The 26,287-nt window shown below is 41.4% G+C and carries 24 protein-coding genes, 1 tRNA gene and 4 pseudogenes; 18 read left to right on the plus strand and 11 right to left on the minus strand.

Annotated elements, in window-relative coordinates; translation table 11 throughout:
• Positions 1-23: 23 nt before the first annotated feature.
• The gene (gene argF / locus ACR42C_RS02550) at positions 24-1,028 is read right to left on the minus strand and encodes an ornithine carbamoyltransferase (protein WP_010427327.1); all 1,005 of its coding nucleotides are present in this window, start codon (positions 1,026-1,028) and stop codon (positions 24-26) included.
• Positions 998-1,093, minus strand: a complete 96-nt coding sequence (gene argL / locus ACR42C_RS02555; RefSeq protein WP_213375672.1) for a putative translational regulatory protein ArgL — start codon at positions 1,091-1,093, stop codon at positions 998-1,000. Before argL ends, argF begins: the two co-directional genes overlap by 31 nt.
• 99 nt (positions 1,094-1,192) lie before the next feature.
• Between argL and rraB the strand changes: the two genes are divergently transcribed.
• The 12 genes from rraB (at position 1,193) to ACR42C_RS02615 (ending at position 11,550) form a co-directional block, all read left to right on the plus strand.
• Positions 1,193-1,618, plus strand: a complete 426-nt coding sequence (gene rraB, locus ACR42C_RS02560; protein ID WP_006810300.1) for a ribonuclease E inhibitor RraB — start codon at positions 1,193-1,195, stop codon at positions 1,616-1,618.
• Between the two features lie 46 nt (positions 1,619-1,664).
• Positions 1,665-2,423 (plus strand): tRNA isopentenyl-2-thiomethyl-A-37 hydroxylase MiaE, encoded by a 759-nt coding sequence (gene miaE / locus ACR42C_RS02565; protein ID WP_479984706.1) that lies wholly within the window; start codon positions 1,665-1,667, stop codon positions 2,421-2,423.
• 30 nt (positions 2,424-2,453) lie between these two features.
• Positions 2,454-3,176: a topoisomerase II gene (locus ACR42C_RS02570; protein ID WP_479984707.1), complete on the plus strand. Its 723-nt coding sequence runs from the start codon at positions 2,454-2,456 to the stop codon at positions 3,174-3,176.
• Positions 3,177-3,282: 106 nt separating this feature from the next.
• Positions 3,283-3,367, plus strand: a tRNA-Leu gene (locus tag ACR42C_RS02575).
• 189 nt (positions 3,368-3,556) lie between these two features.
• Positions 3,557-4,804 (plus strand): tyrosine-type recombinase/integrase, encoded by a 1,248-nt coding sequence (locus ACR42C_RS02580; RefSeq protein WP_479984708.1) that lies wholly within the window; start codon positions 3,557-3,559, stop codon positions 4,802-4,804.
• 111 nt (positions 4,805-4,915) lie between these two features.
• Complete coding sequence (locus tag ACR42C_RS02585; protein ID WP_479984709.1) at positions 4,916-5,785, plus strand: DUF6387 family protein; 870 nt, start codon at positions 4,916-4,918, stop codon at positions 5,783-5,785.
• A 120-nt stretch (positions 5,786-5,905) separates the two neighbouring features.
• Positions 5,906-6,109: a helix-turn-helix transcriptional regulator gene (locus tag ACR42C_RS02590; protein ID WP_001523831.1), complete on the plus strand. Its 204-nt coding sequence runs from the start codon at positions 5,906-5,908 to the stop codon at positions 6,107-6,109.
• 382 nt (positions 6,110-6,491) lie between these two features.
• Positions 6,492-7,697 (plus strand): tyrosine-type recombinase/integrase, encoded by a 1,206-nt coding sequence (locus ACR42C_RS02595; RefSeq protein ID WP_097410462.1) that lies wholly within the window; start codon positions 6,492-6,494, stop codon positions 7,695-7,697.
• Between the two features lies 1 nt (position 7,698).
• The gene (locus ACR42C_RS02600; protein ID WP_479984710.1) at positions 7,699-9,012 is read left to right on the plus strand and encodes a tyrosine-type recombinase/integrase; all 1,314 of its coding nucleotides are present in this window, start codon (positions 7,699-7,701) and stop codon (positions 9,010-9,012) included.
• The gene (locus ACR42C_RS02605) at positions 9,009-10,640 is read left to right on the plus strand and encodes a DNA-binding protein (protein WP_479984711.1); all 1,632 of its coding nucleotides are present in this window, start codon (positions 9,009-9,011) and stop codon (positions 10,638-10,640) included. The genes ACR42C_RS02600 and ACR42C_RS02605 overlap by 4 nt, the downstream gene beginning before the upstream one ends.
• Positions 10,641-11,039: a hypothetical protein gene (locus ACR42C_RS02610; RefSeq protein ID WP_001052044.1), complete on the plus strand. Its 399-nt coding sequence runs from the start codon at positions 10,641-10,643 to the stop codon at positions 11,037-11,039.
• A gap of 97 nt (positions 11,040-11,136) precedes the next feature.
• Complete coding sequence (locus tag ACR42C_RS02615) at positions 11,137-11,550, plus strand: hypothetical protein (protein WP_001523821.1); 414 nt, start codon at positions 11,137-11,139, stop codon at positions 11,548-11,550.
• A 58-nt stretch (positions 11,551-11,608) separates the two neighbouring features.
• On the opposite strand, the gene ACR42C_RS02620 is transcribed toward ACR42C_RS02615, so the two are convergent.
• The 3 genes from ACR42C_RS02620 to ACR42C_RS02630 all read right to left on the minus strand — a co-directional run bounded on the left by ACR42C_RS02620 (position 11,609) and on the right by ACR42C_RS02630 (position 14,270).
• Complete coding sequence (locus ACR42C_RS02620) at positions 11,609-12,274, minus strand: hypothetical protein (protein WP_001523820.1); 666 nt, start codon at positions 12,272-12,274, stop codon at positions 11,609-11,611.
• A 305-nt stretch (positions 12,275-12,579) separates the two neighbouring features.
• On the minus strand, positions 12,580-13,857 hold the full coding sequence (locus tag ACR42C_RS02625) for a relaxase/mobilization nuclease domain-containing protein (RefSeq protein ID WP_117056697.1): 1,278 nt from the start codon (positions 13,855-13,857) through the stop codon (positions 12,580-12,582).
• A complete protein-coding gene (locus tag ACR42C_RS02630; protein ID WP_479984712.1) occupies positions 13,857-14,270 on the minus strand; it encodes a hypothetical protein in 414 nt (137 codons plus the stop codon). The genes ACR42C_RS02625 and ACR42C_RS02630 overlap by 1 nt, the downstream gene beginning before the upstream one ends.
• A 301-nt stretch (positions 14,271-14,571) precedes the next feature.
• Here ACR42C_RS02630 and ACR42C_RS02635 point away from each other — a divergent pair, with 301 nt between their 5' ends.
• Together ACR42C_RS02635 and ACR42C_RS02640 are read left to right on the plus strand one after the other, a co-directional pair.
• On the plus strand, positions 14,572-16,428 hold the full coding sequence (locus ACR42C_RS02635) for an N-6 DNA methylase (protein WP_117054171.1): 1,857 nt from the start codon (positions 14,572-14,574) through the stop codon (positions 16,426-16,428).
• Between the two features lie 2 nt (positions 16,429-16,430).
• Positions 16,431-17,498, plus strand: coding sequence for a DNA adenine methylase (locus tag ACR42C_RS02640; protein WP_001523814.1), 1,068 nt, complete (start codon positions 16,431-16,433; stop codon positions 17,496-17,498).
• Between the two features lie 37 nt (positions 17,499-17,535).
• Here the strand turns inward: ACR42C_RS02640 and ACR42C_RS02645 are convergent, their stop codons facing one another.
• The 4 genes and pseudogenes from ACR42C_RS02645 to ACR42C_RS02660 form a co-directional block, all read right to left on the minus strand.
• On the minus strand, positions 17,536-18,636 hold the full coding sequence (locus ACR42C_RS02645) for an HNH endonuclease (protein ID WP_479984713.1): 1,101 nt from the start codon (positions 18,634-18,636) through the stop codon (positions 17,536-17,538).
• A gap of 432 nt (positions 18,637-19,068) precedes the next feature.
• The gene (locus ACR42C_RS02650) at positions 19,069-19,650 is read right to left on the minus strand and encodes a hypothetical protein (RefSeq protein WP_248046853.1); all 582 of its coding nucleotides are present in this window, start codon (positions 19,648-19,650) and stop codon (positions 19,069-19,071) included.
• Between the two features lie 354 nt (positions 19,651-20,004).
• Positions 20,005-20,874, minus strand: a pseudogene (locus ACR42C_RS02655) (phosphorothioated DNA-binding restriction endonuclease).
• A gap of 165 nt (positions 20,875-21,039) precedes the next feature.
• Positions 21,040-21,524: pseudogene (locus ACR42C_RS02660) on the minus strand (transposase); the annotation flags it as partial.
• Between the two features lie 335 nt (positions 21,525-21,859).
• Here ACR42C_RS02660 and ACR42C_RS02665 point away from each other — a divergent pair.
• The 4 genes and pseudogenes from ACR42C_RS02665 to ACR42C_RS02680 all read left to right on the plus strand — a co-directional run bounded on the left by ACR42C_RS02665 (position 21,860) and on the right by ACR42C_RS02680 (position 24,266).
• Positions 21,860-22,374: pseudogene (locus ACR42C_RS02665) on the plus strand (DUF2778 domain-containing protein).
• Positions 22,355-22,873, plus strand: coding sequence for a hypothetical protein (locus ACR42C_RS02670; protein ID WP_316379776.1), 519 nt, complete (start codon positions 22,355-22,357; stop codon positions 22,871-22,873). Before ACR42C_RS02665 ends, ACR42C_RS02670 begins: the two are co-directional and overlap by 20 nt.
• Position 22,874: 1 nt before the next feature.
• Positions 22,875-23,356 (plus strand): annotated as a pseudogene (locus tag ACR42C_RS02675) (Hcp family type VI secretion system effector).
• 442 nt (positions 23,357-23,798) lie between these two features.
• On the plus strand, positions 23,799-24,266 hold the full coding sequence (locus ACR42C_RS02680) for a SymE family type I addiction module toxin (protein ID WP_166709977.1): 468 nt from the start codon (positions 23,799-23,801) through the stop codon (positions 24,264-24,266).
• Positions 24,267-24,324: 58 nt separating this feature from the next.
• Here the strand turns inward: ACR42C_RS02680 and ACR42C_RS02685 are convergent, their stop codons facing one another.
• Both ACR42C_RS02685 and trpS read right to left on the minus strand, forming a co-directional pair.
• A complete protein-coding gene (locus tag ACR42C_RS02685; RefSeq protein WP_166709979.1) occupies positions 24,325-24,693 on the minus strand; it encodes a hypothetical protein in 369 nt (122 codons plus the stop codon).
• A 587-nt stretch (positions 24,694-25,280) separates the two neighbouring features.
• Complete coding sequence (gene trpS, locus ACR42C_RS02690) at positions 25,281-26,282, minus strand: tryptophan--tRNA ligase (protein ID WP_479984714.1); 1,002 nt, start codon at positions 26,280-26,282, stop codon at positions 25,281-25,283.
• Positions 26,283-26,287 lie beyond the last annotated feature (5 nt).

Consider the following 26,287-nt stretch of genomic DNA (forward strand, 5'->3'; position numbering starts at 1 on the left):
GCACCAACGCGCAGAGGACCCAATCACTCCCCAAGCGTCGCCACCATCACCGCCTTAATCGTATGCATCCGGTTTTCCGCCTGGTCGAACACGATGCTTGCCGCCGACTCAAACACCTCGTCCGTCACTTCCATCCCGCCGTGCAGATCGAACTCTTTCGCCATCTGCTTGCCGAGCGTGGTCTGGTCGTCATGGAACGCAGGCAGACAGTGCAGGAACTTCACGTCCGGGTTGCCGGTCAGCGCCATCATCTGCGCGTTCACCTGATACCCGCGCAGCAGCGCGATCCGCTCCGCCCACTTCTCTTTGGCTTCGCCCATCGACACCCACACGTCGGTATAGATAAAGTCCGCGCCCTTCACGCCCGCCGCCACGTCTTCGGTCAGGGTGATCTTCCCGCCGTGCTTCTCCGCCAGCGCGCTGCACTCCGCCACCAGGCTCTCTTCCGGCCAGCAGGCTTTCGGGGCCACCAGACGCAGATCCAGCCCGGTCAGCGCCGCCGCTTCCAGCATCGAGTTGCCCATGTTGTTGCGCGCGTCGCCCGCGTAGACCAGCGTCATCTCGTTAAACGCCTTGCCCGGCAGGTGCTCCTGCATGGTCAGCAGGTCCGCCAGCAGCTGGGTCGGGTGGAACTCGTTGGTCAGCCCGTTCCACACCGGCACGCCCGCGTACTGCGCCAGCGTTTCGACCACTTCCTGGCCGTGGCCGCGATACTGAATGCCGTCGTACATCCGCCCGAGCACGCGCGCGGTGTCTTTAATTGACTCTTTATGCCCAATCTGGCTGCCGCTCGGCCCTAAATAGGTGACGCGCGCGCCCTGGTCAAATGCGGCAACTTCGAAAGAGCAACGTGTACGGGTCGAGTCTTTTTCGAAGATGAGCGCGATGTTTTTACCGGTAAGCTTCTGTACTTCCTTGCCATTTTTTTTATCGGCCTTGAGCTGTGCGGCAAGGGTCAGCAGAGAAGTGAACTGTGCAGGGGTAAAGTCGAGCAGTTTCAGAAAGTGTTTTTTGTATAAATCGGACATTTTATCCTCACATGGCGAACGCCACTTATTGAATTAAAATTCACTTTATATGTGTAATTATTCATTTGCAACCCCGTTTCACAAATCTTTCCAACAAAGGTGGAGGCAAACCCGTCCGTGTGTGAAAATAGAAGTATCTGCCGCACTTTAAAGAGGATTGAGCCATGGCAAACCCGGAACACCTGGAAGAGCAACGCGAAGAGACGCGTCTGATTATTGAAGAGCTGCTGGAAGACGGTAGCGATCCGGACGCGCTGTACACCATCGAGCACCATTTCTCTGCGGATGATTTCGACGCGCTGGAAAAAATGGCCGTGGAAGCCTTCAAGCTGGGTTACGAAGTGACCGAGCCGGAAGAGCTGGAAGTGGAAGAGGGCGACACCGTCATCTGCTGCGACATCCTGAGCGAAGGCGCGCTGAAGGCGGAGCTTATCGACGCGCAGGTAGAACAGCTGATGAACCTGGCCGAGAAGTTTGACGTGGAATACGACGGCTGGGGAACCTACTTCGAAGATCCGAACGGTGAAGACGGCGAAGAAGGCGACGACGAAGATTACGTCGACGAAGACGACGACGGCGTGCGTCACTAAGCGTTTCAGGCGGTGGCCCGCGCCACCGCTTTTTCAAGGCAGAACCATGGATTACCCGCAGATACTCGCCCCCGTACTCAACTTCCTCCAGTGCCCGACCCCGCAAGCATGGATTGATAAAGCCCGCGACCCGGCGAACCTGCCGCTGCTGCTCACCGACCACATGGTGTGCGAGCTCAAGGCCGCCCAGACCGCGCTGCTGCTGGTGCGCAAATACGTCGCCGACGAAAGCGGTGCCGACGCGCTGCTCGACTGGCTCAAACCCTACGAACAGTTCACCTTCCGCGACGGCCCGGAGCCGGACTTCATCGCCCTGCACAGGCAGATTGGCAAAAGCGTGATGCTCAAAACCGACGACCCGTGGGGCCAGGCGCTCATCGACAGCATGGTGTTGCTGATTAAAGAGGAACTGCACCATTTCTGGCAGGTGCGCGAGGCGATGCTGGCCCGCGACATTCCGTACGTCAAAATTACCGCCAGCCGCTACGCCAAAGGGATGCTGAAGGAAGTGCGCACCCACGAGCCGCTGACGCTGATTGACAAGCTCATCTGCGGTGCCTACATCGAAGCCCGCTCCTGTGAACGCTTCGCCGCGCTGGCCCCGTTCCTCGACGACGACTTACAAAAGTTCTATCTCTCGCTGCTGCGCTCGGAAGCGCGCCACTATCAGGACTACCTGACGCTGGCTCAGCAGGTGAGCGACGACGATATCTCACCGCGCATACAGCATTTTGGCGAAATTGAAGCCACACTTATCTCGACACCGGACCACGAGTTTCGCTTCCACAGCGGCGTGCCGGTGTAAACCGGCATAACGCAAGGATAAGGATGCGAGATGAAAAAAACGTGGATCAGTACGGTCATTGTTATTGTCGCGGTCGCCGCCGTGGCGTTCTGGGTGTTCTTCGACAGGCAGCGCGCTCCTGAACAGCAGATGGATAACGCCCTTAACGCGATGCCCGCCTGGCAGGTGATTAAGGAGCAGGAGCCTGTGCTGCATCAGCGCATTCTCGACCAGATGGCCGCCCTGCAAAAAGCGGGCGAGCCGGAGCAGCAGATTATCGACACCATCCAGCCGCAGATCCTGCATCTGCAGATGTCGCGCCTGCAAAACGCCCCGGACGCCAACGTGGTGAACTACATGACCATCAACATGGAGCAAACCGCCGCCATCCAGAAGGTGAGCGACGACGCCTGCTTCCGCTTCCTCTACCCGATGGTGAAGGGCGGCGTGAACCCGATGCGCATGCTGGATAAAGACCTAATGGCGCGGCGCATGCAGGCCGACGCAGACATGATGCGCGCGGCCTACGGTAAAAACCGCCACACCGTGACCCCGGCTGAACGCGAGGCGGCTGTCGAGGACGTGCGGCCGATTATGAAGGCGCTTGCCGATAAGTACGGCGAGGACATCCAGCTGCTGCAGATGTCGGAGAAGGCGGCGGGCAAAGAGAAGCTCTCCTGCGATATGGTGCAGGAGATGTGGGCCAAGGTGTTGGCGCTGCCGGAGCAGAAGGCGGCGGGGGTGATTCGCCTGGCGGTGTCTGAGCTGGAGTAAGGAAGGGCGCTGGTTTTTTGGACACTTAGCGTAGGTTTAGCGCGTCGTCGCTTGCATGGCGGCGCGCGACAGGTATAATCCACAACGTTTCCGCATCCCCTTCAGTGCCGAAGTGGCGAAATCGGTAGACGCAGTTGATTCAAAATCAACCGTAGAAATACGTGCCGGTTCGAGTCCGGCCTTCGGCACCATACAAAGTTTTTTTCAAGTCTACTAACGTCTACTTTAGTCCATAAAAACAGTAAGTTAAGCAGTTTTCTAGCTTTTCTGAGTCTATCTACGTCTACTCAATTCTTTGAACATATACCAACTGATGATGGTATAACTGATGGTATTCCCGGTTCGATTGATTTTGGTACCAACACTGGAGGTATCAACTGATGGCTCTCACCGATATCAAAGTTAGGACTACCAAGCCCTCTGACAAACCCTTCAAACTTACTGATGGGCAGGGTATGCACCTGCTGATCAACCCCAATGGTTCAAAGTACTGGCGACTCCAATACCGTTTCGGGGGCAAACAGAAAGTTTTAGCGTTGGGTGTTTATCCAATGGTCTCTCTTGGTGAAGCCCGCAGGAAGCGAGATGAAGCCAAAAAGTTGGTATCTGATGGTATCGATCCTTCTGAAAAGAAAAAAGCAGATAAGATTGAGCAAAGCGAAGCCCTGACATTCGAAGCTGTTGCAAGGGACTGGCATACTGCCTGTAAAAGGAAATGGTCAGATTCTCACAGCGAAAGAGTTCTAAAAAGCATGGAAGATGGTCTCTTTACTGCTATTGGTAAAAGAAAAATATCCGAGCTTAAAACCAGAGATCTTATTGCCCCTATCAAGGCTGTTGAAGCTTCTGGACGACTAGAAGTAGCTGCTCGTCTGCAACAACGAACCACAGCAATCATGCGATATGCCGTCCAGAATGGCTTAATTGACTACAATCCAGCACAAGATATGTCTGGGGCAATTACAGTTGCGAAACGAACCCACAGACCAGCCTTACCATTTGATAGGTTCTCAGAGCTTTTAGAGCGCATTGAAAGCTTTAAAGGTAGGAAACTTACTAAATTAGCTGTGAAGCTGACATTGCTCATTTTTATCCGTTCCAGTGAACTCCGATTCGCAAGATGGTCGGAGATCGACTTTGAAAATGCGATGTGGACTATCCCTGGAGAACGCGAGCCATTGCCAGGGGTCAAACATTCTCATCGAGGCTCAAAAATGAAGACCCCACACCTCGTGCCGTTAAGTCGTCAGGCCTTAGAACTTCTAAAAGCCATCAGAGAAATCAGCGGTGAATGCGAACTTGTATTCATTGGCGATCATGATTTCAGAAAACCTATGAGCGAGAATACAGTGAACAAGGCACTAAGGTCGATGGGTTATGACACAACCGTTGAGGTATGTGGGCATGGATTCAGGGCGATGGCTTGTAGCGCCTTAATCGAATCGGGAAAATGGTCAAGGGATGCTGTTGAACGGCAGATGAGCCACCAAGAGCGAAACTCCGTTCGTGCTGCCTACATTCATAAAGCAGAACACCTCGATGAGAGAAGGCTTATGTTGCAGTGGTGGGCTGATTATCTTGATGAAACAACTAAGCGAAGAATTGCACCTTTTGATTTTAATAACTAACTGATTTTTATAAGTAAAATGGCGTATTCAATAACCAATTGATACGCCATTTTTTTATTTGCGATTTATGTGCTATTACGAAGTAAAACTTTTTACAACGGAGTGGCATTAATGAAATCTTGGGTAAAAATAAATAGTTGGACATCAAATGACACCAAAGCAGTGAAAACGTGGTTTGATTTGGACAAATATCGAGAGTTTGAAAACATTTCTATTAATATGCTTTACCATGAAATATGGGCGAGAACCTATTTTTTCAAACCAGTAATAGAAGAAGGAATGCAGAAAACAGTATTGAAAAATTATATGCAGATATTGGATGGTGATCCTTTTCTTATCAAAGAGAAGCACTTAAATTATATGGATGCCGAAAATAAATTATATCAACCCCCATACTTTTTTATTACTACTGTTGATCGAATAGCAAATATCAGTTTTGATTGTATGAGAAAGGCTTTATTCATTAGAGCAAATACAGAACAATATAAAATTGATTCCACTATTGAAAATGAATATATTTCCGAAAAAATTCCTGAACAGTTTCCTACTACGATTATGTTAGAAATCGATCTTGCGGGTGGAAGCGATGATGAGATAGCTGAGGCCCTGCGAGTATCATTACCACAATGGCGAAAAGTAAAAGGCGTTAAACCTGCACCACTTGATGCAGTCAGATTTGGTTATGGGGCAATAAAAAAATTAATTAGCTATCGAATTATCCCTATGCTTGATTTGCTCGCATGGTCAGAAAGAAAAAAAGTACTTCTGTCAGACGACAGATTATCTCGATTGCTATACACGGATGAAGATGATGATAAGGCGATTCGCCAAGGATATCATATAAGAGATGCTGATCGGCCTTTCGCAATGAAAACTGTAGAAATTGATTTTTTAAGGCAATTTAACTTTTTTATCAATAAAAATCAGCATGTTAAAGAAATGAGGGTTTCGGATGTTATGAAACTCTCAGACTCTGAATGATATGAATCTCCAGAGACTCATAGTTTCGAGCCAGGGATGGCTCTGATGTTCGTAATCTCGCTTCATCCATTCGAAATTCATTTGTACTGTAGCCCTGTAGACACAACAGAGGACATACATATGGAAAATCAAGCTCGTCTCATCCGTTTACCAGAAGTCATGAAGAAAACTGGATTTGGTAAAGCGTGGATCTATCGTCTTATCAGCCAAAATCGGTTCCCACAGCCAGTAAAGATCGGTATTCGTGCTACCGCTTTTGTAGAAAGCGAAATCGATGAATGGATTCAATTAATTATCGAAAATTCAAGAAAGCATGTCGCTTAACAGGAATGCTGCTTCATGGATTTTTTAACTTTTGATAATGTATTAAGAAAAAGGAATTTAGAGATCTTTTGAGTTTACTTAGTGGCTTTGAAAAAAAAGAGGCTTTGTAAAGTTTGTATCTGAAAAATAAGTATATTTGACGTAATTCTTTACCTTTTTTCTAGCAGAGCTTTTGCTATAAGGGTTGAAGATGGTTTTCTTAATATCGGGTATGGATACACTTTACTAGCCGTACGTGTTTATTTGACGTCAAATAAATTTCTTCAAGCCATTAATATATATACCAAATAAACTAAAGCCATTGTAAAAAATTTGAATTATTTTGAATTGGAATATATTTAATAAGTGAGAGTGATATTAATTTGTAAAGAATGAGGTCAAAATGGGATATAAAGTAAAGAAATTCATCATGAGTAATGGGGAGCGAGGATGCCTGATCCTTGATAAAAATAGTAATCTACCAGCTTACTATCAAAATCTATTTCTTACTACAGACATAAGAAATAGAGGCGCAACCGCCTCAACTATGGAAATAGTTGCAACTAACTTACTTATTTTTAGTAATTTCTTAGATAGTAGGAAAATTAATATAGTTGAGAGAATTGAGCTTAAAAAGTATCTCAGCGTTGCAGAAATAGATGATCTGGTAAGATATGCGAAACAAAGATTCGATAGACAAAAAATTATAAATATAAAATCAGCAAGTAATAGGTTTATTGCAAAGAGAACCTTTAGTTATAGAGTACACGTTTTTTCACGCTACCTTAAGTGGTTATGTGGATTAGTTCATTCGTCAAAGGGGATTCATGCAAAGTATGAAGTAGAAGTATTTATTGAAAGTATCAGAGCACATATTCCAAGAAACAGTTCATTGAATATGAATGAAATATCTGAAAAATCGTTAAATGAAGAAGAGATCAATGTGCTTTTCCGTCTATTGGAAATTGGTGGGATTGAAAACCCTTTTCATAAGGAAGTACAGGTCAGGAACAGACTCATATTTACCTTGCTCTTAAATTTAGGTTTAAGGGCTGGAGAGTTGCTCAATCTTAAAATAGATGATTTTGATCTCAGAGACAACACTTTAAGTGTAGTCAGAAGACATGATTCAAAAGAAGATGGAAGAGCTTATCAGCCATTAGTAAAGACTGGAGAAAGGGTTATTCCGTTATCTGATGAGTTAGCCAGTGAAATTTTTGATTACATAAGCAATAGCAGGGAAAAAATGACAAAAAGGAAAAAACATAATTTCTTATTCGTGGCTCATTGCACCGGAAAAAACGCAGGAGAACCCTTAAGCATTTCAGCTTATGAGAAGGTGATATCAACACTGAAACGAGCAAGTCCAAAGCTATATAATCTTTCAGGTCATAGGTTAAGGCACTCTTGGAATTATATGTATTCTAAAGGAATTGAAGGCGCTGAATTAGAATATAGTAGAAGGAAAGATTTAAGGAATTATCTAATGGGTTGGTCAAAGGAGTCAATCATGTGTAATAGATACAATTTTAAATATATATCCCAACAAGAGAAGGATGTCGTCCTAAAGGTCTATAAATCAGTAAGTAAAATAATTAGTGGGGTTTAATGTGGAAATAAAATGTATTGAAAGTGAGCAAATTTTTTTTGCTAAGATGAATAGATATAGTTTCAAACTGTCAGATAAGAAATGGCAACTTGATAAAGAAAACTGCGTATACCCTCATAAAGTTGTAGATAGAATGCCTACAAAAATGAAACTTAGCTACTTAAAAACATTAGCTTACTATGCGTCTGAATATAGTTCTTTTTATATACAAAATATTAACAATCTATTTTATAAGTGGTTTGGTGCAATGACCATCGATACTATTGATGACAAAGCAATATATCAATTGAATGTTTATTTAGGTTCAGAAAGAAACTACAAACTAAACTTAATTAAGGCTTTCATCACTAAATGGAAAAATCTCAATTACCCTGGGGTAGATGCGACTGCCATTAGAATGCTGGAGAAAATAAAAATCATTCCAAACCAAACAGGAGATGCAGTTAAAAGACGAGATCCAAATAAAGGACCTTTAACTGAAACGGAATTCAATAACATTATTAACGCCGTTGGAAAATTTTATCATGAGAAGAAAATTCAATGCTTTTTGTATTGTTATATCCTTTTGCTGGCAATAACAGGAAGAAGGCCATTACAATTGATATCTCTAAAAGCTAAAGATCTCATTAAAAATGAGAGAGGGTGCTTTTTGAATGTACCAAAAGTAAAACAAAGAAAATGTTTCAGAAAAGAATTTAACATGGTAATGATAGAACCGTTCTTATATGACAGTTTATCAATGCTAATTAATCAAAATCAGGCGTTTGTTGAAGATAAATTCAGTGTTGGGATTAATAACTATAGAGGCGAATTACCAACCTTCATGAATTTAGATAAGATTACGGAAACAAAAAGGATTGAGGATTTTTTATCTGATTTAACAACAGATTTTTTCCATATGAAAAATTCAGTTATGTCAAAACTATTAAAACACTTTCCGTCAAAATTCGATGTTAGGTCAGAAAGGACTAACAGCTATATAGAACTTAATGCTAGAAGATTCAGATATACGTTAGGAAGTCGACTGGCTAACGAAGGAGCCTCAATTGAGGTGATTGCTAAAGCCTTAGATCATAAATCAGTAAACTTTTCTATGATATATATAAAAAATAATCCTGACAACGTTTATGACATCGATAAGAGACTAAGTGCGTTTTTTAACCCCTTATCTAATATACTTATGGGCATAGAGATTGAAGAAAACAAGAACTTTTTTATCAAGTGTGTTTCAGATGCATTTTTCTTATTAGAAGATACGAAAGAGGATTTGAAATGTTTAACGTGTAAAAAATTCAATCCCTGGAGAGCATTATGAACAATATATTTATTTTTGAACCAAGCAATAAAAACAACCCTCACGATAATGTTATTAAGTTCATCGAGTTTTGTAAGAGTGCTATTTCTAATAATAATTTAACAACTTCTTGGGAAACCAATAAATGGAAAGGTTTATATAGGTTTACTAAGTTTAACTCAAAAAACAACCTAAACAGCAAAGAATGCTTAGATGATAGCTTTATTAATTTTGCTAAAGCATATATGTTGCATGTGCATTCATTTAATAAATCTAAGACGAAACACTCAACATTATCAATGTTGAAGATTGTCGAATTTGTTTTACTTAAAATCAATATGGAAGCTAATGTAAACTATTGCAACAATTCAATCTTTGATGAATGCATAAGGATAGCCTCTGAAAAGTATTCTAAAGCACATGCATTTGCTATTGGGAAAGAACTTGAGAAATTGAGTTCATTTTTAAATGATAATAGGATGACTAACTCATCTTATTTATTTTGGATAAGTCCAATTAGGTATAGGATTACTCAGTCTTGGACTGGTTATGATTCTTCACTGGAAGGCCATTCTAGATTGCCTGATATCAAATCAGTTATTGCGATTGCTGAGATTTTTTCAAAGCGGGATGAACAATTATCGTCAAGAGATATATTTACTACATCTGTGCTTGCTTTACTTATGTGTGCACCGAGTAGGATATCGGAAATTTTAGCTTTGCCAGCGGATTGTGAAATTACAGAATGTGATGGAAAGGGCATTCAAAGATACGGTTTAAGATTTTTTTCAGCAAAAGGGTATGAAGGCAATATAAAATGGATTCCAACTTTAATGATACCTGTAGCTAAAAAGGCTATTAGCAGATTAAAAGAATTATCAAGTCAAGCGAGGTTGTTGGCTGCTGAAATTCAAAAGAATTACTCTAATTCAACGATGGGAACCCTTAAAGAAAATATACCTCCAGATCTCTTTTGGTATGATAGAGAGAAGAAAATCAAATATTCTAATGCGCTTTGCTTGTTAACTGAAGGACAGTTAAATCAAAATAAAAAGGAAATGTTAGATAAGTTATTCAGACCTACAACGAATTTTTTTAAAACTGATATCGTTGATTCTGATTATATAAAAGGATATTTAAATGTATTTAAAAGACATGGTTATATAAATGATGATGGTAGCCCATATTTGCTAAGAACACATCAACTGAGGCATCTTCTCAACACTTTTGCTCAAATAAATGGTATGGATGAGTTTAGTATTGCTCGCTGGTCTGGACGTAAGCTTATTTCTCAAAATTTTTCTTATGACCACAGATCGCATCTTCAAATGTCTAAAGCAATAAGAGAACAAAAGTTATCAGTGTGTGTTAATGAGCACAGAATAAAGGATATTCCAGTGGTGGATCTTAATGAGTTTGATTCACTTAGTAGTGGTGCAGTACTTGTATCAAAACATGGCTACTGCAAGCACTCATATGCGTTTAAGCCGTGTGAACATTATCCGATTGAGAATTCTGGTTTAGATAACGAAACGATTTCAAACATTCACGATAAAATTTCAAAAAGAACACTGTATGATAAAAATGATGGGAACATAAATGCTGATAGATGGTATGAATTCCATAAGAGAATAAAAAAAGGAGAATAAATGGCTAAGCATATAAATGGTTATCATGAGAAGAAGATTGTAGATGTTATTAACACATGGTCTATAGATGAAAAACTAACTTGGGATGCTTTGTGCGACAGGCTAGTAAGGATTATTGGGAAAAGACCATCAAGACAATCCTTAAGTAGTCATGTAAGGATTGCAGAAAGCTTCAGTGTGAAAAAAGCCACTATCAAATCTGGTGCAATACACACTGTAAAACCTGCTAATTTAAAAGTGGCTTCTCAACGAATTAGAAGACTTGAAGCAGAAAATGAAGCTTTGAAGGCATTAAATGAACGCTATTTAGAACAGTTCAAAGTATGGCTTTATAATGCTCACCTTAAACAAATAACGATTGAAGAACTTAATAATCCGTTACCTGCAAAATACCTTTAATAGAATTGATAGGTTTTAGCTATTGACATGGTAAAATATTATGTTATTTATTTTCTTGTCAGGACGACAAAATTTCACTATTGCAAGGATGCATATTATGGATAAAACAAATATTAATTTAATGGAAAGGTATCTACTTCTGCTTGATCGATTCGTTGATAAACTTACGGAATCGGGCTTTGAAGAACAGGAGATTATAGAGCAATCATACCTGTTTTGTGCCGGATTTTACATTAAATACCAGCCTGAAATAGAAAAGCTAACGTTTTCAAACAGGGAAGTTGTTCTAACCTTTCTGCTACTTTCATATTATAGTCATATAAACAAACTGGATGATGATTTGATCAACAAAGAGCGTATGAAGCATGTATGTTCTTCATTGATTAACTTTATAGCCAGTAATGGTAGCCGAACAGAGAAAGTCTATATCAACGAGAGGAAAAAATATGAGGCTTCTACCCTAAAAAGAGGGTTGTCCATCAAAGAGAAGAAAAGAAAATATGGATTGTGATTGTTTTAAAAGCCCGTAGTAGGAATCTACGGGCTAACTCTTTGTTGCTTATGATTTTTTATTTTTTTACTGAATCGATAAGATTTCTGATTTCATGATCAAATCTAGAGCTTCTTCTTTTAATCCAATTGATACAAACGAAGCTTCCGATCCTTGATAGGAAATATGTGAGCCACATATACTTGTGCTCATCCCACACATATCCATCTTTAAAGCCCCAAGGCAATGTGAGAAATGAAATAAGTGCAGCAGCACAAAGTAAAATGAAAACAATAGAGAATAGTTTCGAAACAGGCATTGCTCTGTAATACGATGCTGTAGAAGCATTATGGAACAGCATTGTCAGAAAAGCGGGGATGACAACTTTTTTCCTGTTTAAGTTTACTTCATGTTCTCCCGTGTTCTTATTAACGATAAGTGCATCTTTATACACGTTATACGAACCATCCTCACTATACTGGCGCAGCTCGTATTTATAAATAGTGTGTGAACTTCTGAAGGGGATACCATAGTCGGAAATCTGCTTCTCATCCCCTGCGTCGGTTTTTACCCAGATCTGATTATTGCTTGGGTTGGAATTAATTACAGTGCCAGAGAAAGTCTTAACAAACGTGTAAGTTTCACCAAACAGATCAAACGTTGGGGCTGTAATCTCTGCTTTTCGACGATCAGAAATACCTACGTTGACTTCTTCATTGCGGCGTTTCGTGGTGGAGATGCTCATACAAGTTCCTTTGTGTTAGATGTTAAATTCATATTCGATGTATGAAGAAATCAGGGACTACAGATGAGATGGTATCTGCCATTTCAAAACCTGCATGTTAGTTGAATACGTAAATAGGCTAGTTAAATCAGTCTGTTATATTCTTTGATGTGAAATCACATTTTGACTGGGTTTACAGGAAAGGCAAATCACTTGTACCGATCGATTAAAGATTAATGATATATGCTGGCTATCAACGATGGTGTATCGATCGGTATAAACGATCAAATAATTGGTCTGTACCTGTCAAAAAAGGCTTGCCAGCCCTACATTGAAAGCGAAGCTCTGTGCGATTTATGTGGTGTTTCAATGGCAGTTTTGGGGGGTGATGATGTTATCTCTATCATTCTCACGCCAGTGATGGTTTTGTGTTTTCGAGGACGTTTGAGGGTTGGGATTTTGAGGTTTTTGAAGATGGTAATGATGGTATTGAGATAGGGGATGGTCTCTAACCATCTGAACGTTGAAGCCCTATAGCTTCGCTTGGGCGCTACTTTTAACGTTTCGGTTGCTATCGCTTCTTTGTTAGTTGCAACAGCTTCTGGGAGAAGCGCTTCGACAGAAGCGATAGAGTATTCGTCCTGACCAGCAGCTCGTTTATCGAGGATAAGTGCTTCTATGGGGCGGTTAACGTATTCTGTCGTGGTTTCAGGAGCATCTATAGTTATGACCATATCATGAGTTGCACCAACAGATGTTTCTCTGACAGATGATTTCAGTTTAAACAGGAAAGCATTATCACGTTCCTGTTGGTAGTCGATTCTGCTTTGCAAGGCAGACCAGGAATACCCTTTTCCCAATTGAGATGCTTTGAAAGCAATCCCGTTGTATTCGAATGAGAAGCCGTTTATGCGTCCAGTAGAGGCAATGTTAGGGATTGGCCTGATATTTTGTGCCACAAGCTGTTGCACGAAGTCGGTAATCGATTGCCTAGTATCAAGCAGTTCGTTAAGGGCGTTTTGGATGATTCCTTTTGGGCATAGCTCACCAGTTCTCTTTTCTATCATCATCTCATTACGGGATTTTTTGAGCTTAGGTTTAGGTGAGGGCGCTGCTGGAGATGCTTTCGGTCCTTTGGTTCTTGTCAGATTGTAATCTCTTTCAAGTTGCTGGATTATTCTCGTACTTGCCAGGTTCTCATTCCTACCGAGGTAGAGCTTTCCGGCATCAAGAGACACTCTGCTGGCGATGATATGGATGTGCTGGCCGTTTTCGTCGTCATGTAGGATGTAGCATCTGAGATGCGTTTCAGAGAACCCCATTCTTGTCATGTAGTCATCTGCGATGCAGGACCACTGTTTAGCCGTAAGTGATTCACCTTTAGGTAAGCGAAGCGAGTTGTGCCAAACAGCCTTTTGCACGTCAGGGCGAAGCTGTTTGGTGCTATCAAATTCAGCGATCAGATCTTTAGTGGCATTGCCAACTATCGTTATATTTCCACCGATCACGATAGGGTCTTTTTTATGATGAGAACCGGGCTTTAATGCATAGAGGACGATACCAGCGAAACTCTTTCCTCTGCGGATTTTCTGCATCCCTTTCATTATTTATCACTGACAGATTGATTTGCTGACAGAAGGGCATCTCTTAGTGCTTTTATTCTTTTTTGCACCGTATAAATTTCGGTGATAGTAAAATGACTATCGTGTGATTTAGTGTTGAGATGCTGAACAAGGTTGTTCAGATCCCGAGATACCTTGGCAAGGTCTTTCCAGACAGTTAGATTTATTTCAGGAATTTTGGGAGGGAGACGATTCAATGCTGACATACGTATCCAAACAGCACGGTTAAGATCCTCTCGTAAACCATCAACGTAGGATAACTCGGCATCATTTAATCTGATACTAATACAATGAGAACGTGTCTTCTGAGAGGCTAATTCAGCAGAAGCGAAATTTTCATAGCTACAGATTCTGAATGGCTTGATATTATTAAAAGTATGATTTCTATCATTCATATGAACTCCTTTCATATAGGTAAGTAAAATAAGCATGTCCGTTATGCTTATTTTACTTATATGATAGATGCTGAAAATGTCAATGTATGCAGTTGACTTTGGTTTTGATTTTTTCAACCAAAGGGCGAAAAAACAAGGAGCAACTCAAAGTATCACCGAAGGAGATGCTGAGAGTTAGCCCTTGCTTTTTCATTTCGGAATATTGAGTGGAATTTTTAGTAGTGATATGAGAAACTATAGTGGTTGTCATTAATGACATAAATTAAAATTACTTATTTTTCATAGTGATGGGTGGTTAGTGATGGGTGGTGAGACAAAAAAAATACAGGTGTCTGTGACTCTTCCCCATAAGTTAGTTGTAGAGTTAGATAGGACTGGTGATGGGCAGAGCCGTTCAGAGCTAATCCGAGAACTGCTGGAGAAGTCAATCAAAGATGCTGACAAGAAGAAGAAAAATGGTGTAGTTTACACACCACAGTATTTAGCAGATTATGTTGCTGAGAAAATTATAAGTTATTCAGATCTATTCAAGGATAAGCAAAATAGCGAAAACATTCAAGTTCTAGATCCAGCATGTGGAGATGGAATATTATTAAAAGCACTTGAATGTAGACTAAAAAAAATAAATATAACAAATGTGAAATTCACTGGGGTTGACATTGATAAAAATGCCTTAATTAAAGCAAGAAAGCCGTTTGGTAATGATTTTTTTGGTGTTAATACTAATGCTTTATGTCCATATAATAATGACAGAATAAATGGTTGGAATTTATTGAAAAATAAATTCAATAATAAACGAGGATATGATTTTATTATAGCTAACCCACCTTGGGGGGCTGATACATCAAGCTATAAAAATTTAGTTAATAATAATACTTATGAATTATTAAGTGGACAATATGACACCTCAGATCTATTTGTTGAATTATGTATTTCATTATTGAGTGATTCTGGAATTGCTGGTTTTATTATTCCTGATTCATTATTTTCACATGACAGATTTTTGTTAAGAAAACATTTGCTCAACAATGCCGAAATTTTGTTTATTGGCAGATTTGGTGAGAAAATTTTTAAAGATGTTAATCGTGCATGTGCTATTATAATATTTAGAAAAAAGACTTCCTCTACTTTTGAGGATTACGAAATTGACTGTTTTCGTCTTCCAGTTGAAGAGAGAAATAATATAATAAATGGAACTGAAGTTCTTAGCCAAGTTGAACTAAAATATAGACATAAGGTGTTGTATTCTCGCTTTAAAAAGGATTCAAAGCATCTGTTTAATTTAGACATTGATTCTACATTGCAAAGCACATATGAGTGTATTTCATCTCACGACCACAAATTTGGAGATTATCTTTGTAATCATCGTGGGGTTGAATTATCAAAAAAAGGGAAGATCGTACAATGCCAATTTTGCAGATCTTGGAGTCCAGCATCAAAAAATGAAATTATAAAATGTAAAAATTGTGGTGAAAAATTAGTAACAAAAAGCACAAATGAAAAAGTCATAATTCACAAAGGTTATAACTATAATTGTAATCCTCTGATTGTTGGTGAGGATATTAACCGTTATAAAATAGATTATAATTTATGGATTGATACTTCAAATACTGGTATAAACTATAAAAACCCAGCAATATATGAAGGGGAGAAAATTGTAGTTAGAAAAACTGGTATAGGCGTATCTGCTTCGATTGATTATACTTCTAGTTATACAAATCAAGTGGTGTATATATTCAAACTGAGATCAGATTTCTTAGGTAAAATTCCACTGGAGTTTCTTTTAGCAATTCTGAATTCAAGGGCTATTTTCTTTTTTGTCTCAATGTCTAATGGTGAAATAGAATGGAAAAGCCACCCTTACCTGACTCAGCAGCAGATTATTAATATACCAATTCCTAATCTTTTGAAGATACCTAATAACGATCTTGAAATTATAAATAACTTGTCCAAAAGGTTAAGAGTCTTTCTAGAGAAGAGTGAAAAAGTACCAAACGATTTAGACGCTGAGTTGGAGCGTATGGTTGCTAAAATATATGGCTTGGATCAAGCACACTATGATGCTATTTTTAAAGTTCTGGACAAAGCACAAGAATTGATAGCAGTTAAAGCATTGAAAAATATAAAAATTTCTGACATTTTTGTATCAAAGGCATAATTATGGGTTACCGTTATATAGGTTCAAAAGTAAAAGTTATTGATAACGTTATTGGAAAAATTTCTGAATTATGCCCCTCAAAAGGTCGGGTTGCTGATCTTATGTCAGGCACAGGTGTGATTTCAACAGAATTGAGAAAACGCGATTACAAAGTAACCGCCAATGATCTAATGACTTATTCATATCATCATTCTATCGTTAACCTAAAATTCTCTAGCGCACCTAATTTTGAGAAGTTAATAGCATTTATATCAGATTTTCATGAAGTAAAACCTGAGCTTTCACCATACGAGAATGTTATTAATTTTTTGAATAATGTTAAACCAAAATGTGGCTACTTTTGGAACGAATTTTCTTGTGAAGGAAATCCTCAAAATAGTGAGAGACCAAGGAATTATTTTAGTCCAGAAAACGCTAGAAAACTAGATGGCATTAGAGAAGTCATAAACAATTTATCTTGTGATAATATTCTGACTGATTTGGAAAGAAGTTTATTGCTACATGATTTAATAATGGCGGCTAATGATATCGCTAATATTGCTGGTACATATGGACATTACATGTCCAGGCTAAATGGCAGGGCTTTGACTCAGTTAAATCTTAAATGCACAGATTTATTACTTAAATCTGATGTTGAAAATCACATCGTAATGCAAGGTTATGCAGAGGAGAATGCAAGCAAGATTCAATGCGACCTATGTTATATTGATCCTCCATATATGAAAAGACAATATGCAGCCAATTATCATATATTAGAAACGTTAGCCCGTGGAGATGAACCAGAGGCTATAGGTATTAGTGGATTAAGACCTTGGCGAGACCAGTATTCTAATTTTTGTACGAAAACTAAAATTAGAGATTCATTTAAGGAAATTATTACAAACATGGGATGTAATGAATTTCTTATAAGTTATAGTGAAGATGGATTACTTACAATAGAAGATTTTAATAAATTACTAGCTGATTTTGGTGATGTTAAAATAGAGGCGTTCACCCATAAAAGATTTAGAAGTAATAAAAGTGAATTACAAAATGAACTTACAGAGTACTTAATACATCTTCACCGTTGATTTTTAAGAGCCATATTTTGATATATGGCTCTTCCTATCAAATGAGTGCTGTGTGTTTTGGATGCCATGTTATTGTATATGGCAAATCATTTATATTAATCTGTAAAGTTCCGACCCCATGAGCATCGATGGAAATATTTTCCAGGTTTAAACCTTTAACTGTAGCATGGTGTAGCATTTTATGAATTAATGGGTTGACAACAATCAAATTTCGGATGTCGTCAGAGCCACCTTCACCGAGGGGTATTAGATGATGAACCTCTGTGTAGTTAATACCATCTTTTTTCTGAAAGGCAAACTGATTTCCAGTTATCTGACATGTGTTATTATATAAATTCTTCAGTTTTGTAACGATGGATTTGTTTCTTGCTTTTACTTTTCTAATATACTCCTTGCTCAGAACTTCGAACTGACTATTATCATTATTAAATAAGTCATCAATAAATGTTGATTCGTCATTCGCAGGGTTATATACCCCTGAAGTATATGTTTCCGTTCCTTGAGATTGAAGAGGATAATATTTATCTAACGGGTTTAAGTAAAGATAATCATTGCTGTGAAAATTTATTATTCCACTATATCCTTCAGCGTCTGCCGGTAATGAAAACATGGAGTTAATAGATTGCGGTGGAATACCTTTAAGGGGAAGTTGTGTCGTTCCGTCATTTAAAAACCACCCCGCCCATACTTTTCCCTCATAGGTAGCGGCAAGATAAACCATGAGACCATCGGGGCATTGTGATCTATCTGTATTATCTACGGGGATAGGGAAGCCTGATTGTGGGTGCCAGGCCCTTACTCTGTTTGAGCGAGAGGAAAAAAGCTTCTGGCTAGTTATACTTACTGACTGTTGTCTTCTCTGATAAATTTTCAAAGACTGAACTGCCGGATTCTGACCATTATCTAATGTGAGACTATAGATTGGGAATGTCCAGCTCGGCCCTTGTGTTTCTTGTTGAACAGAAACTCCATTTATTCCTGTAAAAAATTCGTGCCATTGTGCTGGTGTTACTGAGCTTGTTGGAAAATCTATATAAGCTTGACCTCCACCACCTAATTCCATGCCCGGTGGCTTATTAATGTTGAAAAAATCAGCGTTGGTTAAGTGTCTGTAAACTATAGACTTTACTCTTTCCATGATACTTACCTTCTAAGGTGCCATAGACTAAGACTATTGTACAAAAAATTGATTGTAAGTACATCCCTTTAGAGTAAATACGAGGATGTATTCATATCAATATATTGGTAAATAAATTTTCTTTGAAGAAATGTTGACTAGTTTTTAAAATATAATAGATTAATTTTATCAATGTTTTTAGGGGGGGGTAATATGAACTTTAAATTAATAATGTTTGTTAGCATTTTTATACTTTTAAATTTAATAAGTGTGATGTATGTTTCACAGGCCCCTGATATGTTTTTAGTAATGTTAGGTTCAGCTCCGCAACTTAAGTCTCCTTCTTTATTTTATGCCATTTCAGTTTTAACTATATTATTGGATGTTGTTTTTCTTATGTTTTGGACTTTCATAGGATGCCTCCATCTAACTAATATAAAGCGAGAAAGGTGATTAATTTTTCTTTTTGATAAGATGATAAAATACAAGCGCCAGCACTGAAAGAGATATCCCTATTTTTGCTTTAGATAGTATAGGGCTGTTTTCTACTTTTAAGTTTTTTATAGTTGGCTTTTTATCCTCGATTTCTCTTTTCCGCTCATCACAAAATTCACTAAATGTTATGGCTACTTTTGCTACACTACACATCATAAAGAGCAGCTTAATACTAAAAGTTCCTACGCTATTAACGTTAAAAAAATATTCATTTTTAACAAGAGCATCAATACCAAAAAATAGAATTGAATAAAGCCCACAGAAGCCGATTCCTAATAATAAGAGGTCGTTAAATGCTTTGATTGACTTTCTGCTTTTTAAGTATATTTTAAAAATTATCGCGCCGCCTAAGAATGGCAATAAATATAAAATTTTTAATGCAACGTTTGAGTTTGCAAGTTCATTTAAGAAAACATACTTTTTAAATAGGATCGGTAAGTATAGTATAAAACCTGTTGATATAGTTACGGCGAATATGCATGTGAATGTAAATATAATGAAATCTCTTTTAAACGTAATTTCTTTATCAATTAACATCATATATCCCGTTACTTACATTTAAATTTTTTGTGTAGTGTATTTTTTTAGGAAACGACATGCAAACTTTAACTCACACTAAAGTGTGAAGATTATCACTATCTAATCAATGAGTTGAACCGAATAGACAAATTCAATATAGCGAAAAAGGTATTAAATTGTCTATTTTAAATGTCTTTTAGTTATAAACGGCAGGTTTATAATGTGCAAAATGCCTGGCAATGATAGGCTTATATTGTCGATTCTATGATAACCACAGCATTGATGGTATCAATGATGGTATCATGTCAAAAGTGGTAAATTTTAATCTCTTAAGATCATAAGGATAGTTGCGATGTTCGAGTCCGGCCTTCGCACTCATTCTCTAAACACCTCCTTCCTATGCCACTCCACAAATCCTTCTCTTGGATAATTCCCTTTCACCACCGGCAGCGCAATTTGCTTCCCGGCAAAATCCCAGAACAACCGCCCAACGATCCCATTCCCTTTCACCGCCTCAGATACGAGTACCCGCATACTCTCATCCAGCCCAATCGATCCCTTTTCAAACTCCTTATGATGAATTGCACACAGGGCCAGTCCACTCGGGATCTCACTCGGTCCACCAGACTGCTTCCACTTGATATGCGCGGCTTCAAGTCCAACAGAGGCGTTATCATGTCGCATGTTAAACCCGCAGATTGCACACTCATAGTTATAGGCTCGCAGCACCTGCTAGCGGAACAGCTGATCTCGAACCTTACGGATCTGTTGAATATCAAAACCCATCTCATCCGCGATCTCTTCCTGAATACTTTCTGGAAAGTGTGCTTCAAGGATCTGCCGCGCCAGCGAGCCGATCAGGTTTCTATTCTTACTCAGCAACGCAAAGTGTTCTTCATCAAACCCGCCTGCGACGTTATGGTCCACAAGTTCTTTAACAGGCGGTTGTTTACTGCCAGTAGTTGAACAGAACTCAGTATTCTGAAGATCCCAAAAACCGTCGCCTTTGAGCCGCCAGAAAGGCATATTCGGGTAATGCGCTTTCCTCTATGGGCCAAAGCGTTCTAACAGGCCAAGCAGCTGCTCGTGGACCTCGGTTCCATAATCAAACAGTCGCGCATGCCCCTGCTGATAGTTCACCAGCACGTATAGAAGCAATAAAGGCTTATGCGGCGCACGCTGTTCGCCTTTGCGCCAGATGGTGATGTCGTCAATTGCCTGTTCGAGAGTTTTGCTGGAAGCCATCGCGTTACGGTAGAAGGTAAATAATTGCGATGATGATCGCAAAACCCAGACCAATCAACTCGCAATCAACAAAAACATGACCTTACCGTACATAACATTATTTCCTGAATCCCCCTCGCAAATTCCAAATTTACCCCACACCAAACCGCTGTATTTATATTCAATGTAATGCAGATGAACGCGTTTATGGTTCCAGGTATTGCCTCGCCTGCGCAGCAGTTGAAACAACTTCTAAAACCGTAGCGCGGATAGCGCTCTACCAGCTCAGTCAGTGCCTGGATCACCGCTCCATCACCCGGACATCGAGCTGGTAAAAATAAATCTTCCTGCTCAGCGATAATGTTCTGCAGGCCTAGCGTAAACTCATGGCAAATTGCGCCGTCAGATAGCTGGCGAGTTCACGGATTATCGCGGTTTTTAAAGCTTTTATTTGGTAACGTCTTTCAGAGCCCGGCATTCAAGGCTGAAATAGGCAAACATCTGTTTGGGCGACGATTTTCATCCTCCGGATCTTTGGTTTTTTAAATATCAGCTACTTCCATCCCGCCATATTTTGCTTTCCAATTTTAATAGCTGGCCTCAGAGATACAGGCTTCGCGGCAGACATCCTTAACGGCACGTCCGGCTACGAAGGACTTCAGAACGGCAATGAACTAGTGGTCAGTGAATCGGGCTTTACGCAAGGCGAGCTCCTCAGGCGGACATAATCAGTATGTCGGAAGATCTCTAAAAGTGAATGGTTCGTTTTTGCCGGGATACTTACACTGCCAGCGGTTCGGTCTCGCCCCTGAGGGCACATGGTCAACTTGATAAACTTAGCTTCCTAATACACCTCTGATGTTACCGCTTAACGGCCTTACACGTTGTCTTACCACCAACGGGCTATTATCTGAAAATCAGAAGTCTCTCGGAAGAAAACCTTCTTATGTCCGATTGCGTAGGAGTACGATAAGCCAACAAGTCATTATAGATAAAAGGGTTATCTATGGCTCTACATGGAAAGTTTGTAATTAATGATGCGTACTACTCCCCGTTATCGTTTCCTGGTATAGGCACTTTTTTAGCTTTCTCTGGTAATGGTGCTTACCGTAATCGTGGGGCATGTGGAATGATCCCCAAAGAGGGGCCAGTACCAGCGGTAAATACTGGATTGTTGACCGCCCTCAGGGTGGACTCAAGTCACAGCTAAACGCAGTGGGAAGAGACATTTATAATCACTTCGCCAATGGTGCAACATTCAAACATTCTGAATGGTTCGCATTATGGCGTGATGATTGGGGGAGCGATGATTACACATGGATTGAGAGCGTTAAGCGTGGCAATTTCCGTTTGCATCCAGGCGTACTATCAGAAGGTTGTATCACTCTCCCACATGATTCTGATTTTGCCATGTTGCGTAATGCTCTGTTGAGAAGCCAAAAAATAGATGTTCCTTGCATGAGGAAGCTACAGGCATACGGCACGATTGAGGTGATCTCCAATGGCAAAACATGCCCTTAGTTTATTCATCAAGATAGTGCTGTTCGCTGTTGTTGTGCTGATCGTTGCTGAAATGGTTCCGTATGATGGATTAGTTAATTCTATTACGGAGCTTTTCGATTTCCAAAGCGCCGACAAGTTTACCCGCTTCATTTTAGGTGAACCTGATTCAGAAGTTTGGGAATCGTTAGACGGCTACTTTAGCATCTTAATCAATACATTAATCAGCGTACCTGTCATGAGCGCTATTACCACGGCGTACCGTGGCGCGACTCACAAAGTTAGTCCAGCTGGTATCCCCAGAGAGTGGTTCAGTTCAACATTGCGACGGTTAGCTAAAATCTTCGGGTTTACCTTCCTGTTTTGGGCGTTATTTCGCTTACTGCCTTATCAGTCTTTATTCCCGGATCAAACGTATTCAAATTTCACAATAGCGGCGATTGTGGGCTTTCAGTTGCTCTTAACGATTGTTTGCTACTGGTTCATCACGAAGAAAATCACAACTAAAAGGAGTTTGTAAAATGCCTATTCCGGCTTACATGTGGCTGACGATGGCGGCGCAGACATTAAAGGAGCCTTAGACGTTCAGGATCATGAGGGGAGTATAGAGATTGTTGGCTTTAGTCATGGTCTGAACATTCCAGTAGACAGTGCCAACGGCAAGATTACTGGCAAGCGTTCACATTCTCCGATGATGATTGAAAAGGAGTTTGATAGCTCCAGCCCGTACCTATACAAAGCCGTTGCCACCGGTCAAACGTTGAAAAGTGCGGAGATTCGCTGGTATCGCATTAACCATGCAGGACAAGAAGAGTGCTACTTCGTCATGACCATTGAGGGTGTGAAAGTGACGGGCATTAACCCAGGGATGCCAAACGCTAAAATGGCAGGAAACTCGCAGATCAACCACATGGAATCTGTTTCCCTGATGTATGACAAAATCACCTGGCGTTATGTTGATGGTAATGTCCAGTATACGGACGATTGGAACGTAAGAGCGTAACAAATAGAAAGGAGGCATTGAGTGCCTCCTCTTTATTAACGCTTATCCTCTCAAAGGAGCCTGTCCGTAATGCTGTGTAACTGCCATTGTATTAAAGGTGATCGCTCAGTCGGTCACCGAACTTGATAATAAAACGACTCATTGCCAGCCCGCAGATCGGCGAATGGTTGCTCTGAGGTTCATGCGGGCGCTCACCTTATATTCTGATAGTCCTCGCTGCGTAATTTCTCTGACCCAACCCTTTTCCTGAATCTCCCTTGCAAATTCCAAATTTACCCCACACCAAACCGCTGTATTTATATTCAGCCCTGTATAATGAGCACCAGAAATTACGCCGAACGGCAAAGGAAGTAGCAAAGAATATTTAAAGAAGAATTCGCGATATGAAGGTGCTGCAACACCCCCATACCGCTAACCACTAACAACTAATCAGGAGTTGAAAATGGCTGCGACGAATTTTAAGCCAGAGTTTACTGTTTGCAAAACAGAATCAGACGCTTTCACCGGCATGATTGAAAACCGCGAGCTGGTACGCAAAAACAGCGCCCGGCGTTTACACGGCAACCAGCTCAACGCGGCCCCCGTCCATCCCCGCGCGGAGACGCCGCAGGACAGTGCCGCCTGCTGCGAACTTTATTCCCGCATAGATATGAAATACCTTCTGCTGGGCGGCGAGTGGTTAACCCGTGCGGGCTTTATCGACGGCATGCCCGTAAAAATCCGCGCCATGAAAGACTGCATTGTGATTACGCCGCAGCATACAAGAGAATTATGGGGATGCCTGGAAGGTATGAGCGTGGTGAATATAAATAAGCAGAAAGTCGTGCAGTGGTTGAAAACCTTTCCGGGAGCGCTGAATGATACAGGTGATGTTCCGGTGATTAAGCGTGGGAGTGGGAAGGCCGTTTAAACTTAAGACTAACGAGTGCGGGCATATGAGCACATGCCCGCACTATGCTAAAAATAACTCAATCATGATCTACCTGTTCAACTGCCTTAACCAGCACAGCATGAAGCTCGCCAACGGTTAAATCGCGTATCACCGGTTCCGAAATGCCTCGCAACCGGCGAATCAAGCGGCAGATACCAAAGTAATCTATGCCCTCGGTGCTAAAAAGAAACTCGTTTTCAGCGAGAGAAAAAGTTTTCTCATAACCATCTTCTTCAGTGACGAGCGTAACGCCAAACGCTGCCTCGCAGTCTTCAATCAGGGCATCGCCATCCATGCCGCATATATCGAGGTCGGCTTCGATTAGGGTGTTCTCATCAATGCGCTTGCGATGATGTCCCGAGGACTGACGTACAACCTCAATGACCTGCGAAAGAGTGGGGTACATTATGTTGGATTCCGTGGGTGAAGAAATGACGTAGACATTGATTAATAGACTGAGTTAACGCTTGGGGCTTATTATTGAAGGTACAAAGAAAATTAAAACAATCCACGTAAACATCCCAATGATCTTTATCGGCCAGGGTTCAAACACATCCAGACACACAATTGCGCCAATAACTAATAGCGGACCTTCTATTAGTTCAGCTATCCCCCCTAAAACATGTAACTTATGAGGCAGTGCCCGATTAAGTAATGTCGCAATAAGTTGTGCACTTCCTAAGATTATTGTTATTGCGATTGTACGGTCCTCCCAGTTATCAAAACTAACCAAAGAAATGAGGCATGTAGCCAGTACATAACCACAGAATAATATATTCAGCATGTAAATAATAAACTTGCCCATAGCATTTGCCGAGACGGTTAAAAAATAAAGAGTCTATGAATATAGCGCTCTTAATAGAATGACAAACAACAATGGCTAATAATGCATTTAAGAATTTATTGCGCCTTGCTTATTTTCGTAATAAACGAGTTAGCGGCTTGATGCCGGTACCATACACTCCACCGCTAACTCTCTCTTAACTCACACTTTCAAAACACCGGCACCCCCAGCCCCACCTTCACCTCCCTCAACGTCGCCTGCGTCACCCCCTGCGCCCGTTCCGTGCCGCGCTTCAGCATCGCCATCAATTCCCCCTTGTCCTGCATATACATCGCCCTCCGCTCCCGCATCGGCGCAATCAGCTCCTGCAAACACGCCTCCAGCTCGTTCTTACACGCCCGGTCGCCCAGCCCGCCCGCCTGATAGTGCGCCTTCATCGCCGCCACTTTCTCCTTGTCCGGATGAAACGCGTCGAGGTACGTAAACACCACGTTCCCCTCAATCTGCCCCGGGTCGCTCACCTTCAGGTGGTTCGGGTCGGTGTACATGGCGCTCACCGCACGATGAATGGTCTCTTCGCTGGCCGAAAGGTGCAGCGTGTTGCCCAGCGATTTTGACATCTTGGCGCTGCCGTCGATGCCGGGCAGGCGGCTGGTGTCGCTCAGCATCGCCTTGCAGTGGCGCAGCACCGGGGCGGGCAGCAGGCTGTTCATCTTGTGCACAATCTCGTTGGTCTGCTCAATCATCGGCAGCTGGTCGTCGCCGACGGGCACGCACTCGGCCTTAAACGCGGTGATGTCCGCTGCCTGGCTGATGGGGTAGGCCATAAACCCGACCGGCAGCGAGCGGGCAAAGCCTTTCTGGGCAATCTCGTTTTTCACCGTCGGGTTACGCTCCACGCGGGCGACGGTGACGATGTTCATATACAGCATCGTCAGCTCGGCGAGGGCGGGCAGGGCGGACTGCAGGCAGACGGTGGTCAGGTTCGGGTCGATGCCCGCGGCGAGGTAGTCGGCCAGCACTTCGGGAATGTTGTCGCGAATTTTTTGCGGGTTGCTGCCGTTGTCGGTCAGCCCCTGCAGGTCGGCTATCAGCACAAACTGGTTGTGCGTCTGCTGCAGCGCCACGCGCTGGCGCAGCGATCCGACGAAGTGGCCGAGGTGCAGCGGGCCGGTTGGGCGGTCGCCGGTGAGGATGGTTTGCTTGTTCATAAAGA

Source organism: Enterobacter sp. MG-EB028, assembly GCF_056673305.1.

Coding starts and splice junctions, on each gene's coding strand:
- argF (WP_010427327.1), bottom strand. CDS start 1,028: ATGTCCGATTTATACAAAAAACACTTTCTGAAACTGCTCGACTTTACC.
- argL (WP_213375672.1), bottom strand. CDS start 1,093: ATGAATAATTACACATATAAAGTGAATTTTAATTCAATAAGTGGCGTT.
- rraB (WP_006810300.1), top strand. CDS start 1,193: ATGGCAAACCCGGAACACCTGGAAGAGCAACGCGAAGAGACGCGTCTG.
- miaE (WP_479984706.1), top strand. CDS start 1,665: ATGGATTACCCGCAGATACTCGCCCCCGTACTCAACTTCCTCCAGTGC.
- ACR42C_RS02570 (WP_479984707.1), top strand. CDS start 2,454: ATGAAAAAAACGTGGATCAGTACGGTCATTGTTATTGTCGCGGTCGCC.
- ACR42C_RS02580 (WP_479984708.1), top strand. CDS start 3,557: ATGGCTCTCACCGATATCAAAGTTAGGACTACCAAGCCCTCTGACAAA.
- ACR42C_RS02585 (WP_479984709.1), top strand. CDS start 4,916: ATGAAATCTTGGGTAAAAATAAATAGTTGGACATCAAATGACACCAAA.
- ACR42C_RS02590 (WP_001523831.1), top strand. CDS start 5,906: ATGGAAAATCAAGCTCGTCTCATCCGTTTACCAGAAGTCATGAAGAAA.
- ACR42C_RS02595 (WP_097410462.1), top strand. CDS start 6,492: ATGGGATATAAAGTAAAGAAATTCATCATGAGTAATGGGGAGCGAGGA.
- ACR42C_RS02605 (WP_479984711.1), top strand. CDS start 9,009: ATGAACAATATATTTATTTTTGAACCAAGCAATAAAAACAACCCTCAC.
- ACR42C_RS02610 (WP_001052044.1), top strand. CDS start 10,641: ATGGCTAAGCATATAAATGGTTATCATGAGAAGAAGATTGTAGATGTT.
- ACR42C_RS02615 (WP_001523821.1), top strand. CDS start 11,137: ATGGATAAAACAAATATTAATTTAATGGAAAGGTATCTACTTCTGCTT.
- ACR42C_RS02620 (WP_001523820.1), bottom strand. CDS start 12,274: ATGAGCATCTCCACCACGAAACGCCGCAATGAAGAAGTCAACGTAGGT.
- ACR42C_RS02625 (WP_117056697.1), bottom strand. CDS start 13,857: ATGAAAGGGATGCAGAAAATCCGCAGAGGAAAGAGTTTCGCTGGTATC.
- ACR42C_RS02630 (WP_479984712.1), bottom strand. CDS start 14,270: ATGAATGATAGAAATCATACTTTTAATAATATCAAGCCATTCAGAATC.
- ACR42C_RS02635 (WP_117054171.1), top strand. CDS start 14,572: ATGGGTGGTGAGACAAAAAAAATACAGGTGTCTGTGACTCTTCCCCAT.
- ACR42C_RS02640 (WP_001523814.1), top strand. CDS start 16,431: ATGGGTTACCGTTATATAGGTTCAAAAGTAAAAGTTATTGATAACGTT.
- ACR42C_RS02645 (WP_479984713.1), bottom strand. CDS start 18,636: ATGGAAAGAGTAAAGTCTATAGTTTACAGACACTTAACCAACGCTGAT.
- ACR42C_RS02650 (WP_248046853.1), bottom strand. CDS start 19,650: ATGATGTTAATTGATAAAGAAATTACGTTTAAAAGAGATTTCATTATA.
- ACR42C_RS02670 (WP_316379776.1), top strand. CDS start 22,355: ATGGCAAAACATGCCCTTAGTTTATTCATCAAGATAGTGCTGTTCGCT.
- ACR42C_RS02680 (WP_166709977.1), top strand. CDS start 23,799: ATGGCTGCGACGAATTTTAAGCCAGAGTTTACTGTTTGCAAAACAGAA.
- ACR42C_RS02685 (WP_166709979.1), bottom strand. CDS start 24,693: ATGTACCCCACTCTTTCGCAGGTCATTGAGGTTGTACGTCAGTCCTCG.
- trpS (WP_479984714.1), bottom strand. CDS start 26,282: ATGAACAAGCAAACCATCCTCACCGGCGACCGCCCAACCGGCCCGCTG.